The organism is Deltaproteobacteria bacterium, assembly GCA_026712905.1.
Classification (GTDB): Bacteria; Desulfobacterota; Binatia; order UBA9968; family JAJDTQ01; genus JAJDTQ01.
The window spans coordinates 21,812-35,529 of the sequence record JAPOPM010000038.1 but is presented as its reverse complement, the minus strand read 5'-3'; the positions used below and the strand labels follow the sequence as shown (position 1 = coordinate 35,529).

Annotated in this window: 11 protein-coding genes; 7 read left to right on the top strand and 4 right to left on the bottom strand. The window is 63.3% G+C overall.

Annotated features, from left to right (window positions below; all coding sequences use genetic code 11):
* The first annotated feature begins 4 nt into the window (after window positions 1-4).
* A complete protein-coding gene (locus OXF11_02825; GenBank protein MCY4486033.1) occupies window positions 5-1,489 on the top strand; it encodes an NADH-quinone oxidoreductase subunit N in 1,485 nt (494 codons plus the stop codon).
* Window positions 1,490-1,552: 63 nt separating this feature from the next.
* On the opposite strand, the gene OXF11_02820 is transcribed toward OXF11_02825, so the two are convergent.
* Both OXF11_02820 and OXF11_02815 read right to left on the bottom strand, forming a co-directional pair.
* Window positions 1,553-4,027, bottom strand: a complete 2,475-nt coding sequence (locus tag OXF11_02820) for a TonB-dependent receptor (GenBank protein MCY4486032.1) — start codon at window positions 4,025-4,027, stop codon at window positions 1,553-1,555.
* A gap of 107 nt (window positions 4,028-4,134) precedes the next feature.
* Entirely contained in the window at window positions 4,135-4,416 is a 282-nt protein-coding gene (locus tag OXF11_02815) for a hypothetical protein (GenBank protein ID MCY4486031.1), read from the bottom strand.
* Window positions 4,417-4,566: 150 nt separating this feature from the next.
* Between OXF11_02815 and OXF11_02810 the strand changes: the two genes are divergently transcribed.
* Complete coding sequence (locus OXF11_02810; GenBank protein ID MCY4486030.1) at window positions 4,567-5,412, top strand: carbon-nitrogen hydrolase family protein; 846 nt, start codon at window positions 4,567-4,569, stop codon at window positions 5,410-5,412.
* Here OXF11_02810 and OXF11_02805 read toward each other — a convergent pair.
* Window positions 5,393-6,013, bottom strand: coding sequence for a glutathione S-transferase (locus tag OXF11_02805; protein ID MCY4486029.1), 621 nt, complete (start codon window positions 6,011-6,013; stop codon window positions 5,393-5,395). The genes OXF11_02810 and OXF11_02805 overlap by 20 nt on opposite strands.
* A 182-nt stretch (window positions 6,014-6,195) precedes the next feature.
* Here OXF11_02805 and groES point away from each other — a divergent pair, with 182 nt between their 5' ends.
* From groES to OXF11_02780, 5 genes are all read left to right on the top strand, one after another.
* Window positions 6,196-6,486, top strand: a complete 291-nt coding sequence (gene groES / locus OXF11_02800; protein MCY4486028.1) for a co-chaperone GroES — start codon at window positions 6,196-6,198, stop codon at window positions 6,484-6,486.
* Window positions 6,487-6,501: 15 nt separating this feature from the next.
* Window positions 6,502-8,118, top strand: a complete 1,617-nt coding sequence (gene groL, locus OXF11_02795; protein MCY4486027.1) for a chaperonin GroEL — start codon at window positions 6,502-6,504, stop codon at window positions 8,116-8,118.
* A gap of 231 nt (window positions 8,119-8,349) precedes the next feature.
* Window positions 8,350-9,897 (top strand): VPA1262 family N-terminal domain-containing protein, encoded by a 1,548-nt coding sequence (locus tag OXF11_02790; GenBank protein MCY4486026.1) that lies wholly within the window; start codon window positions 8,350-8,352, stop codon window positions 9,895-9,897.
* A 417-nt stretch (window positions 9,898-10,314) separates the two neighbouring features.
* Window positions 10,315-10,587: a hypothetical protein gene (locus OXF11_02785; GenBank protein MCY4486025.1), complete on the top strand. Its 273-nt coding sequence runs from the start codon at window positions 10,315-10,317 to the stop codon at window positions 10,585-10,587.
* Window positions 10,580-12,703: a hypothetical protein gene (locus tag OXF11_02780; protein MCY4486024.1), complete on the top strand. Its 2,124-nt coding sequence runs from the start codon at window positions 10,580-10,582 to the stop codon at window positions 12,701-12,703. The genes OXF11_02785 and OXF11_02780 overlap by 8 nt, the downstream gene beginning before the upstream one ends.
* A gap of 79 nt (window positions 12,704-12,782) precedes the next feature.
* Here the strand turns inward: OXF11_02780 and aroE are convergent, their stop codons facing one another.
* Window positions 12,783-13,661 carry a shikimate dehydrogenase gene (aroE, locus tag OXF11_02775; protein MCY4486023.1) on the bottom strand — a complete coding sequence of 293 codons (879 nt, stop codon included), beginning with the start codon at window positions 13,659-13,661 and terminating at the stop codon, window positions 12,783-12,785.
* Between the last annotated feature and the right edge of the window lie 57 nt (window positions 13,662-13,718).

Here is a 13,718-nt window from a genome sequence, read left to right as displayed (position 1 = left end):
CGCCATGGATCTCGGTAACGTCGCAAGCCTGAGTCTGTTCTATCCGGAGATCGTCCTCGCGGGGACCATCATCGCGCTGACGATCCTGGACCTTTTGGTGCCCAACAAGCGCGCCATGGCGTACCTGGCTCTGGCCGGGTGCCTCATCGCCCTGGGCGCCACCGTGGAGCTCTACGGCACGGAGCCCACGCTCCTGTTCCACCGCATGGTGGCGCTGGACAACTTCAGCCTGTTCTTCAAGGTGGTCACCCTGGCGGCGCTGGTGGGCGCCATCTGGATGTCCATCGGGTCGAGCGAGGTGCGCCAGGTGCACCTGGGCGAGTACTACATCGTGCTGCTGACCTGTGGGTTCGGCATGTTCTTCATGGCCTCGGCCAACAACCTGCTGATGGCCTATCTCGGCCTCGAGCTGGTGAGCCTGACCTCCTACATCCTCACCGGCATGCTGCCGCACAACCGGCGCTCGGCTGAAGCCGCGCTCAAGTACCTTATCTACGGCGGTGTCGCCTCCGGCACCATGATCTACGGCATGAGCTGGGTGTTCGGCATGGCCGGCAGCCTCGACTACGCCGCCATCAACGCGGCCATGGGCGAGGCCGGCGGCAACCAGCTCGCCCTCTTCATGGCGTTCGTCTTCATCCTGGCCGGGTTCGGCTACAAGATGGCCTTCGCGCCCTTCCACATGTGGTCGCCCGACGTGTACCAGGGGGCGCCCACGCCCTTCACCGGGTTCCTGTCGGTAGCGTCCAACGCCGCCGGCGTGGCCATCCTGATCCGCTTCTTCTACCCCGCGGTGTCCACGCTGGGTCAGGATGGCGCGTGGGCTTTCCAGGCGCTGCCCGTACTCCAGTGGACCGACCTGCTGGTGGCCATCAGCATCGTCACCATGACCTGGGGCAACCTCTCGGCCTTGAACCAACGCAACGTCAAGCGCCTGCTGGCCTACTCGGGCATCGCCCACGCCGGCTACATCATGATGGGCTTGGTGGTGCTGAACAACGACGGCCTGAACGCCATGTTGTTCTACGTGGTGGTCTACCTGATCATGAACCTGGGCGCGTTCCTGGTGGTCATGATCGTGGCCAACGCCACCGGACGCGAGGACATGGACGCCTACCGCGGCCTGGCCTGGCGCGGCGCGGCCTTTCCGGCCGTGTGCATGATGGTGTTCCTGGCCTCCCTCACCGGGCTGCCGCCCTTGGCGGGTTTCATCGGCAAGTTCCTGCTCGTGGCCGCCATCATCGAGGGCCAGTTCTACGTGCTGGCCGTGGTGGCCATGATCAACACGGTCATCTCGCTCTACTACTACTGGCGGATCGTCAAGACCATGTTCCTGGACGAGCCCGCTCCCGAGGACGGCCCCGTGGCCGCCACCGCCAGCGCCATGCCGCTGCTCGGCGCCCTCATGGTGCTCACCGTCGTGCTGGGAGTGTACTGGGCTCCGCTGCTCGATTACACCAGCGGGTCGCTGGGTTTCTTCATGCAATAGGCAGGCCCGACAAGGGCGGGTTCGGCTCGCCCTTGTCGGCGTTGGCGCCGGCGCTCTTCCCTCTCAAAACTGCATCCGGAGGGCGAGGAAGAAGGTCCGCCCCCAACCGGCTTCCGTGGGACCGTCCACGCTATGGGGGTTGGCGGTGTTCACCGAGAGGCCGGTGTCGGTGACGTTGAAGACGCCGGCCGTGATGCGCGCACCCTTCAGTCCCAGCGGATCGGTCCAGTCCAGCGTAAGGTCATGGCCGACCCACGAGTCGAAGGTTCCGCTGGCCGTCCGGTTCTTGTAGCTGGAGCGGTAGTAGGTCGTCCAGGTGGCGGTCACGCTGCCGCGCCTGCCCAGAACGGTGAGACGGGCGGCATTCTTGGGGATGGCGAGCCGGTCCTCTTCGCCGGCGATTCGCAGGTCGGCGTTGGCGACGTGCCGCCAGGCTCCCCGGAGGCCGACCACGCCCCAGCCGGTCCTGAAGCCCGTGCCGAACCGGGTATTGATGCCGGAGACCCCGTCGTCCACGATGTTGGCATAGATGTCGTGAATCGTGATGTCGCCGCCGTCGCGGTAAATGCAGTTCGTCCGGTCCTGGCCCACGCATTCATGCAGGTGTCGCATGGCCCAGTCCGCGCTGTTCTGCCCCGGCCGATCGGAGCGCGAAAGGCTATACCATTCGACGTTCAGGAAGAGCGGCCCCTTGCGGGCTTCGGCGCCGATGGCGATCCTTTCGGTGTTCGAAGGATCGAGTTGCGGGTTGCCGGCGGTCTGGCGCTCCACCTGTCGGGAATTGAGCTCCATACACTCGCGCGGCGGAGACCCGGGCCCGGGGTCGCACTCGACGTAGGGATGGTCCTGCAGATCGAAGGCGTGGAGATGGAACATCGATGGCGCGCGCTCTCCCGCGTTCCAGGAGGCGCGTAGCGTGAGGATGTCGCTTGCGCGGTACGCGGCCCCGAGGCGCCAGGACGCCATTCCGCCCACATCGTCGTAGTCGTCCATGCGCCCACCGACCCTGACGTCCAGTTTCTCGGCCAAAGGCAGAGACATTTCCGCGAACGTCGCCCAAGCCTTGCGCTCGCCCCGATAGTTGGCGCCGCCGGTGCCGAGCACTTCGTATATCCGGCGTTCCGTGCCGTCCGCGCCGCGATAGACCGTGATGTCATGGGCGTCGGCTCTGCCCAGCTCGAACCCCGCGGTCCATGCCACGTCGCGGTCGCCGATGGCGAATCCGGAACCCTCCAGTGCCAGACTGGCTCCCACCCCCTCGCCGCCGAAGTCGTTCTCCAGCACCAGGCTGCTCTCCTCGATGGCACGCGAATGCTCCGGGGCGTCGGAGAACGGGTCCGCAAGGTCGTAGCGTCCCTCCCGGATGGCCGTCGCTATCGTCGCTTCATGGACGAAGGTGTTGCCCTCCTGGAAAGCGTCCTGCCGGTAGGCTTCGAGGCGCACATCGTAGCCGAGGCTCTCCGTGATCCGACCCTCCATGCCCACGGAGATGTCGTATTCCTCGGAGTCCGTCAGCCAGTCCCGGTTGCCGTGGCGGACGAAGCGGTGCGCCACGACGAACCGGTCATTGTCGTCCGCCGTGAAGGCCGAGCCGGCTGCCTCGTTGATGGCGTCCAGCAAATCGCCGTTCGGCGTGAAGCCGAACGCGCCCACCGACGGCGCGTAGCGGAAAGCCGTATCGGCGCGAGTAAAATTGGCGTCCAGGTGGAGGTTCGCCTCTTCGGTGAGCGGGTGCTCCAGGTTCAGGATCGCGCTCTTCTGCTCATAGCTGGTGCTGTTCCACATGATGGCGCCGTACGCGAAACCGCAGCCCTTGTCGCCAGACAGGATGCCGGACGGATTGATGAGCGGGCCGGTATAACCTCTCGCCGGGTCGCAGTCGCCCAGTGCGATGGACCTCAGGCCGGTCGGTACGCCGGTTTCATCCCGCTGGACGATCCAGACGGTGTTGCCGCCGAAGCTGACGTTCTTCGTGTCCTTGAACGAGCCGCCCTCCCGCCAGACGGAGCGGCTGTACTCCCGGCTTCGCGCGGGGATTTCCCGACGTTCGAGGATGTCCACACCGAGCGTCATGCGGCCTTTGCCCACCGCCCCGCCCCAGAAGGCGCTCCCCTGCCAGCCGTCGCCGCCGTCCTTGCCCGGCATCCGTGCGAGCGCTCGCGTCTCGACGCCGTCCAGATCCTTCCGCAGCACGACGTTGACCGCGCCGCGCACGGCGCTGCCGCCCAGGGTGCCCAGGCTGTCGCCGCTCAGAAGCTCGATGCGCTCGATGGCCGAGAGCGGCAAGGCATCCAGATCGCTGGAGGTGGAGGAGTAGGGCCTGCCGTTGACCAGCACGAGCAAAGCCTGCCCACCGGTGAGGAAGTAACGGGCGATGCCTGTATCCAGGTATTCATCGAGCGTTTGGGCGCCGGAACGCTCGATGGCGTCTCGCCCCAATGTGGCGATGACGCGTGGCTCGGGCGCGAGGGGGCCGGCATGGGCTCCACCAGCCGCCAGAACGGCGAATACAGCAACCGAAGCCAAAAGGGTCTTCATTGGGACTTCCCTCCGTTCGAACCAACGCGTGATGTCCTGGACGACGATGTCCCGAAACGGGCCGACCGTGTGCCTCGCCGAAACCAACCGAGCACGACGAGGATTTCCTAGAGGAAGGGTTGCAGGTTGGCGGGTATCTCCACATCGCCGCTGACCGATTCCCTGACCTCGTCCGCCAGCAGGTCCAGCCGGTCGCTTGCCGGCAGCGTCCGTTCCACGATCACCCACTTCCTTCCCTTGACCGTACAGCCGCCGCTGCGCACCCGGTAGCCCAGGTCGCGCGACAGCTTCTCGCAGCGCACCTCGATCCCGCACTGTTCCGCGAAACCTCGTAGTTCCTGGAACAGACGCTCCTGAAAGTTGTTTTTGGCCGAGGTCTTCCTTGCCATATCGGCAATATTACCATCCTTCGAAACGATTTGTCATGCAGCCGCGCCCCTGAGGTCCTTGAATGGTTGAAAAACCCCGATGTGCTGCTATCGTCGGGTCAAGCGCCTCAAACGGAGTCTGTTTCTCCTTCACATCGCTGGAGTCGATCCATGAAGTTTCTCGCGGCAGCGATCCAGATGCTGGCCACCTCCGACAAGGAGGCCAATTTGCGGGAAGCCGAAGGCTGGATTCGGCGCGCCCACGCCGAGGGAGCTCGACTCGTGGTCCTGCCGGAGGTGTTCAACTGGCGCGGGCGCGGCAGGGACACCGCGGCCAACGCCGAGCCGGTGCCCGGCCCGACGACGGAACGGATGGGCGAACTGGCGGCCGAGTGCGGCCTTCACCTGTTGGCCGGCTCGATGCTGGAGGCCGCGGGCGCGGACGGGCGCGCCTACAACACCAGCGTGCTCATAAGCCCGGACGCGAAGATCATCGCCAGGTATCGGAAGATCCACCTCTTCGACGTCGACATCGAAGGCGAAGCGCCCATCCGCGAGTCCGAGTTTCGCCGCCCGGGCGAGGATGTGGTGGTGGCGGACACCCCCATGTGCCCCATGGGCCTCTCGGTCTGCTACGACCTGCGCTTTCCCGAGCTCTATCGCCGCCTCACCGCCGCCGGCGCCAGGGTCGTCTTCGTGCCGTCGGTGTTCACGGTCCCCACCGGCCGGGCGCACTGGGAACCGCTGCTGCGCGCCCGCGCCATCGAGAACCAAGTCTACATCATCGCCCCCGACCAGACCGGCTCGCACCCCGCCAGCATGGACGCCTACGGCCACTCCGTGATCGTCGACCCATGGGGCAAGATCATCGCCCAAGCCGGCACCGAGCCGGGCCTGGTCCTGGCCGAGATCGACCTCGACTACCTGGAGGATGTCCGGCGCCGGCTGCCGGCGCTCGACCACCGGAGGGGGTTCCTGACAGACCACCCGCTCCCGCTCAGGAGAGCGGGATCATGACGTGCTCCTTGTAGGCCGGGCGCTCGCACAGGCGCGCGTACCAAGTCTCGACGTTGCGCATGGAGGGGCGCTGGATGTCCATGGCGAACCAGCGGTAGGCCCAGATGCCCATGGGGATGTCGCCGATGCTGAAGGAATCGCCGGCGAGATAGTCCTGGCCCTCGAGGTAGCGCTCGACGATCCCCCACATGCCGACCGCCGCCACCACCGCCTTCTCGATGGCGGCGGCGTCGCGCTCGGCTTCGGGGGTGCGGATAAGCCCAAAGAAGATCGGCACCATGAAGGCGTTCACCGTGGACAACTGCCAGTCCATCCAGCGGTTGGCGTTGCCGCGCCCTTCGGGCGTGTCGGGCAGGAGCCTGCCCCCGTTGTACTTCTGGACCAGGTACCGGACGATGCTGTTGGACTCCCACAGGACGAAGTCGCCGTCCTGTATGGTGGGGACCACGCCGTTGGGGTTCAGGTCGAGGTAGGGACGCTCCCGGTTCTTGCCGAACGGGCCGCCGATGTCCTCGCGCTCGAAGGGGATGTCCAGTTCGCCGCAGCACCACAGGACCTTCTGCACGTTGGATGAAGTCTTTCTGCCCAGAATTTTCAGCACTTGAGGCACCTCCAAGAGAAATTCGGCCCGGCCGGGCCGCCGCCGAGGGACAAACCCGCCGGAGCACCTCGAAAATCTACTACGAAACCCGCGAAAGCGTCCACACACCCACTTGACTGCGGGAAAATCATGCTTAAATTCGCGCTCAAATCCTATCATCTCATTCTTAAAGGGAGGTTCTTATGGCGGCGAAAGTAAAGCCTTTGCACGACAGGATTATCGTCAAGAGGCTGGACGAGGAGGAGACGACGGCCGGCGGCATCATCATCCCCGACACGGCGAAGGAAAAGCCCCAGGAGGGCATGGTGGTGGCGGTGGGCTCCGGCAGGCGCGAGGACGGCAAGGTGGTGGCCCTGGACGTCAAGGAAGGCGACAAGGTCCTGTTCGGGAAGTATTCCGGCACCGAGATCCAGTTGGACGGCGACGAGCACCTCATCATGAGGGAAGACGACATCCTCGGGATCGTCGAATAAGGAGGTACGGCGAAAATGGCTGCAAAGGACGTAAAATTCAGTGAGGAGGCGAGGAGCAAGGTCCTGAAAGGGGTCAAGATCCTCGCGGACACCGTCACCTGTACCCTGGGTCCCAAGGGACGCAACGTGGTGCTGGAGAAGTCCTGGGGCGCCCCCAACGTGACCAAGGACGGCGTCACAGTCGCCAAGGAAATCGAGCTTGAGGACAAGTTCGAGAACATGGGCGCGCAGATGGTCAAGGAGGTCGCCAGCAAGACCTCGGATGTGGCCGGCGACGGCACCACCACGGCCACCGTGCTCTCCCGCGCCATCTTCAGCGAGGGACTCAAGATCGTTGCCGCCGGCCATGACCCCATGGCGGTGAAGCGCGGCATCGACAAGGCGGTGGCGAAGGTCGTGTCCGAGCTCCAGAAGCAGTCCAAGTCCACGCGCGACCGTTCCGAGATCGCCCAGGTGGGCGCCATCTCCGCCAACAACGACAAGACCATCGGCGACATCCTCGCCGACGCCATGGACAAGGTCGGCAAGGAAGGCGTCATCACGGTCGAGGAGGCCAAGGGCCTGGAGACTACCCTGGAGTTGGTGGAAGGCATGCGTTTCGACCGCGGCTACCTCTCCCCCTACTTCGTCACCGACCCCGAGCGCATGGAAGGGATCCTCGACGAACCCTACATCCTGATTCATGAGAAGAAGATCTCCAGCATGAAGGACCTGCTGCCGGTGCTGGAGAATATCGCCAAGAGCGGCAAGCCCCTGCTGATCATCGCCGAGGACGTCGAGGGCGAGGCCCTGGCGACCCTGGTGGTCAACAAGATCCGCGGCACCTTCAAGTGCATCGCCGTCAAGGCCCCGGGCTTCGGCGACCGCCGTAAAGCCATGCTTGAGGACCTCGCGATCCTCACCAACGGCCGGATGATCGCCGAGGAGCTGGGTATCAAGCTCGAGAACGTGACCTTGAACGACCTCGGCACCTGCAAGAAGATCATCGTCGACAAGGAAAACACGACGGTTGTGGAAGGCGCTGGCGAGAAGGCCGACATCGAGGGCCGCATCAAGCAGATCCGGGCGCAGATCGAGGAGACCACCTCCGACTACGACCGCGAGAAGCTGCAGGAGCGGCTGGCCAAGCTGGCCGGCGGCGTCGCCGTGGTCCAGGTGGGAGCCGCCACCGAGATCGAGATGAAGGAGAAGAAGGCCCGCGTCGAGGACGCGCTGCACTCCACCCGCGCCGCGGTCGAGGAGGGCATCGTGCCGGGCGGCGGCGTCGCGCTGATCCGCGCCGCGGTCGCGCTCAAGGACCTCGAGGTGGACGAAAACGAGTCCTTCGGCGTCCGTATCATTCAGCGCGCGGCCGACGAGCCTGCTCGCTGGATCGCCAGCAACGCTGGCGCCGACGCCTCCGTGGTGGTGGATGCCATCAAGAAGGGCAAAGGGGCCTACGGCTACAACGCCGCCACCGGCGAGTTCGAGGACCTCATCAAGGCCGGGATCCTGGATCCCACCAAGGTGGTCCGCTCCGCGCTGCAGAACGCCGCGTCCGTGGCCGGCCTGCTCATCACCACCGAGGCCATGATCACCGACAAGCCGGAGAAGAAGCAGTCCGCTGCCCCGGCCATGCCGGAAGACTACTAGAAGGCAACGGCCCGAAGGCGGGCCGGGACCGACAAAAGGGGGAGGACCCAGTCCTTCCCCCTTTTTTTTGCCTCACTAGACTGACAAGTCCATAATGCCTTCGCTGGTCTCGCAGGTGCCCCAACTCTCCCTATATTTGTTTGTGTCAGTTCGTTAGACTTATGTGAGCCAGTGGCGCATGGCATTGGCGTCAGGGTCGCCATCGTACACGGAATGCCGCAGGTGATGACAATGGAGTTGGAAGGATATGGCCAGTCAATCATCCACCTTGCGTGGTTCCGCGACGACGATACCTACCATTTGGTGTTTGGGATGGTCGAATTGCGTCCCGCCGAACTTCCGCATGACTCGGGTTGTTCGACAAAGGCCCTTCGGTCCGGGAGTAAGGGCCGCGCGTACGTCTACTACCAGCGCTTCGCGTCCTCGGTGGGCGATGCCATTGCGTGGTACACGAACACGATGCGGGATGTTCTCACGTTCCCTGACGAACAAGAGCCCGTCCAACAGAAAAGGCTTCACGGCGGTCCTTTCGTTCAGGAGCCACCGTGGCCCCATCTCGTCACATCGAACGAGTTGGTTTTCGCGCCCGACTGGATGCATGGTTCGCGGGCGCATTTCCTGTTCCCGAAAAACGTTCTTCCCGCCAAGATCGAACACACTGTCGAGGGCGACAAGATCCGTGAAAAGTTGACAGAATGGCTCAATTTTGACGTTGTCCATACGTACCGTGAGTACCTGGGAGCGATCTGCCTAGTTGCCCCAAACCCTGTGTTTCGAGCCGTCGAAAAATCCCACCTCGAAAACGCCCGCTCAAACGCGGCTAAATCCATTGCATACAAGATCGTCGCTCGCCACGGTCACAGTGTTGACGGTTTGCGATTGGAAGTCGTCAACGAACGCCCACGGGGACGCATGGTGCCGATGGTCCATGAATTCGGGAAGGATCCGATCGTCGTCTTTGACTCACCGGCCGAAGTGTACAGTGAGGGCGAGTCGATCGCGCACCCCGACCACGGGTTGTTCAGTTGGCACGAACCTCTTCCGGTATTGAGGACCGTGCATGTCGGGATGGAACTACCCCGTCGACAGAAGGAGGTGTTCGTTCCGGCCGGTGGCCGCAAGCGTCCCGGTTACAACTACCGGGTGGAGGAGGTCGACGACGCGGGGGAGGTGGTTATAGGCGAACCGCTGACAGACCAGGACATAGTTTCTCGCCTCACGGCTACCGAGGCACGCAGAGCACGTCAACAGGCGGCGCGGGAACACGACCAGCGGTGGTTCCACCAAGCACCCGCTGACGCGGCACATTATTTGCGTGGGTTAATCGGTCGTGCGCATGACCAGGTTGTCATCGTCGATCCGTATTTCGACGCCCGCGGACTACTGGAGTTCGGCCACGCGAAGCGGCGGCCGGCCGTGAGTCTGCATATTTTGACGTCGGCCCGTGGCCTGAGAGAAGGGATCGACGATTCGGCGGACAAGGATCGGGGGTCGCAACTCCAGCGAGCCCTGGAAGAAACCTTCGATACACCATCGATAAGACCGGAGGTTCGTATACTTCGTGGCAAGACACCTGACGTGCATGACCGCTTCCTGGTCGTCGACAGAAACGTCTGGCTCTCGGGGAATTCTCTGAGCACTCTTGGCGAGCGTGCGGCAATGATCGTGCGACTACCCGATCCGGAGCCAGTCATCGAACGACTCGAAGCGTTCTGGCGTAGGGCGCCGAGCTTGGCAGACTGGTTGTCAAACCGGCGCAACACAACGGCGGGAGATTGAGGCCATGTATGGGCTGGCCACCCCGCATGCAGCGAATGCCTTTCACCCATGAGTCGGCTGCGGCCCGAAAAAACCGAGGACTTGAGAGAGGCATGGGCGCATCGGCGTTCGGCCGAGTTGGGGGTCGCACGGATCTTGTGGCCCTCGATAGAATACGGGCAAGGGATCGACAATCGCGATCGACCTCGATTCCCTGATCGGAATCAGGTCGTTCAGCGATATAACAAGGGAACTGCCCGCAAAGACTTGGCACTCACGACATTTCAAGCGGCCGTCGGCCAATCATTGGATCACGTCCTGGTCCTGGACCCTCATTTCGACGAATTGGGCGTTAACGCCTTGGCGTTCCCACTCGCATCGAGCCATGCCGGGGATATCCGTTTGCTTACCGGTGGCAGCGCAACGGGAGAACGGGGCATGGCCGAACTCAAGGACACACTTACCCAATTCCGCAACATGAACCGGTCCGGGTCCGACTTGGCAGAGGTGCGCTGGAGCAGTACACTGGATCGGCATCGGTTCCCGTTCTTGCACGACCGGTTTGCCATCGTGGACGGGGCGCTATGGCACTTCGGCGCGACAGTTGGCGGCGGACATCCCGGAGTGACGGCAGCAAGCGGACCCTGGTCTGAAGCCGAGACTCGTGCACGGCATTTCTTTGAAGAATGCTGGAGCGCTTGCAATGCGTGATCCATTGTTCGAGCACGACGACCCTTCTCTTGCAGCCACACAAAGGGCGGCTGCCACAGCTCGCGCTGAGGCGCGACAGTTGCTTGACGCTGAAGACCTCGTCGTGGGGCTGGCGGAGTGGTGCAGGCAAACACTGTTCGGCACGGACATTCTCGACCCTGGGCCTGACGGTTCCAATCTGTCCGATCTCTTGGCACTTCCCGGGTCCACGTCGCTGACCTTTGAATTCGTTCGCAATGTGAAGAAACGGCAATCTTTGCAAACTGGCTTCACGGCGCTACTTGAGAACCGCGAGGACCCTCGGAAACACGTCGCCGCGTGGTTGTTCGGAACAGGTCTGGCCAACGCGATCACAAAAGAATTCGTGGTAGCGGACGGTTCAGCGGGACGTGTGCTATCCGGCGTCTGGGATTTGGTCAGTTCCAACGCCCTGATGAGCGTGGCATTCGGTGAGGCGATACCGGAACTGTTGCGCCGGTCACCATTGGCTTTCCAAGCCCTCCTGCGGGACCTAAATGCTCGATTCGAAGACATCAATAGAGATCCTGGGCTCGGAACGTACTCAGGTGAACGTGAAGCGTTCAACGCTCTCGTAGGGACACTCCGGTCGGAGAAGTCTCTTCTGAAGAATTGGTTGGCACGAGACCCATGGTTTCCCGTCCATTACAATCTCTTGAACCTGGTGCCGTTGATCCTGCCGGTGGACAGAGTCCGCGTCCTCGAACTCGTCGACGCCTTTGACTTCCCGCATCCCATACGGCAGATCCTGCAGCACCACACGTTCCTGCACGACCGCGACGAGATCGCCGCCGCCCTCGGGGCAGCACCGATCTGCAGAGATGACGAGTGCTCCTGGAACCATCGTCTGACAGTCCTACTGATTCTGGAGGCTGCCGAACGTCACTGCCACGATCGTTGGCAGATCGTGCGCAGGCAGGACGACCTGGACGGGGCTCTCTTGGCGACCATGGAAAAAGCAACTGCAGTTCTTTCGTCGTGGGTTGAAGGGCTCGCCCAAATAGTCATGGAGCGCCGCGATGGTGATTTTCTTGGCTCACAATGGCTGCTGCTGAAGGCTTCCGATGAGCGCACGCACCGTCCGCATGGCGCCACAGCAGGAGAGCCGCACCAAGACTACCTGCGTCAGGACGATCTGATCGAATGGATCGCGGTCGGCCTTTCCAGGGCCGGATTATCCGGAAAACATCTTGCTGCCCAGAGTGACTTTCCGGACAGATCGAGCACCCGCAAGTTTTCTCCGTTGCCGCCGGAGCCAGCCGATGGACGGCAACCCTCTGTCCACCTTGACGGCCTGTCGATGATGACGGTCTTGGATCACATGATCAACGAGGGTTGCGACGTTGATCCTGGCAAGAACATTACTCTGCTGGACGCGTTGTTGGGGACTCGTGATCCAGCCTTCGATAGGGAAGCCGCTCTCGATCCGACGGCCGGTGGGCTGCCGGCGAATAGCTGTGGACTCCTGTTCGCGAGAGCGAAGGAACCCACTCTACGGTGGCGAAAATCCTGGGAGTTGCTCACCGAGCAAAGGCGGCGGGTCCAGCACTGGCGCGAAACGCAGGACAGTGATGCGCTGGCGCCTTCCTTGTTTCTTCTCGCTGCCGGAACGTCGGGTGTTGACTGGCTGACCAACCATAACCGTCGCGATAAGGCAGGAGAACTGTGGCGCGAAGTATTCGAAGGTGCACGGGAGTGTTGGTTGACAATTTCCTTGGCCCATCTCGTGGAACGGATCGAGACGCACATCGGTCGCCTGTTCGCAAGGCATCCTGCGGTTTTCGGCGAGTCAGAAGGACAAGGGGAATCTGAGTCGGCAACCGTTGTCGACGACTATGGGGAAGTCCTGGCGCGGGATCTCGGGTATCTGGGTGGAAACGACCGCATGCTGGCCATCTGCTGCTTGAACGCTTTTCGAAACGGGGCAAGGCCAACGACGATGGACAAGGTTCTGAAGGACAATTCAGGTCAGGTTGACGCCTTGCTCAGGCAGTTTGAACGATGGCAGGAATACGAGCGACCCGTTCGAAGAAGGAGCGACATCCTAGAAGAGTTGGCTGGACTGCGAACCGAGATTGACCGTTTGGGAGAGTCTTGAGAGTCTTGATGGCCGGGTCGACGATTGATGCGCAACTCCGCGTCGCACGCGTGTCGCCGCCGAGCCACCGTGCTGCGTCTCACTCTCCGAGTACCGCGAACATGACGGCGGTGTCCGGATCTCGCCCGAACCAGGTGCGGAAGGACGCGGCGCCCTGGTGCACGAGCATGCCGATGCCCTCCACCGTCCGGCATCCCATGTGTCGGGCCTCCCGGAGGAGCACGGTCTCCCGGGGCTGGTAGACGATGTCGTAGACGGCGTGGCGCGGTTCCAGGAGGGCGGGGTCGATGGGACAACCTCGAACGTCCGGGGCCATGCCCACCGATGTGCAGTTGATGATGAGGTCGGCTTCTCCACCGAAGGCGGCGAAATCGGTCAGCGGGCCTGAGCGCACCGCCGTGCCTGCCGCGCTGGCCGCCGCAACGTCTTGCGCCAGCGCGCCGGCTTTTCCGGCGTCCCGGCCCAGCAGGGTGAGTTCCGGCAACCGGAAGGTCTCGTCGACCCCGCCGGTTCCCGCGCAGGTGCCCCGGGCCAGCACGAAGGCGAGCGCCCGAGCCGCGCCGCCATTGCCGAGGATCACGACGCGCCTGCCGTCCAGTTCAAGACCGGCTTCGCGGAGGTTCAGCACGGCGCCCGGGGCGTCGGTAGTGGTCCCCATCAGCCGGTCGCCTTCCCAGTAGAGGGTGTTGACGCTCCCGGTGAAGCGGGACTCCTCGCTCAGGCCGTCGAGGTGAGGGATGACCGCCTGCTTGTGCGGGATGGTCAGGTTGGCCCCGAGAAACCCGAGGCCGCGCAGGCCGGCGATGACGTCGCCCAGGGCCTCGGGCCGACACGGGAAGGGGACGTAGCACGCGTTCAGGCCGGCGGCTTGTATGGCCGCGTTGTGCATCACCGGCGATTTGGAGTGCTCCACCGGCCAGCCCAGCACGCCCAGCAGTTTCGTGGTGCCGTCGATCATGACTCGGGTTCGATGGTTACCGCCACGCCTTCCGTCGCCGGAGCCGATCCATGGCGA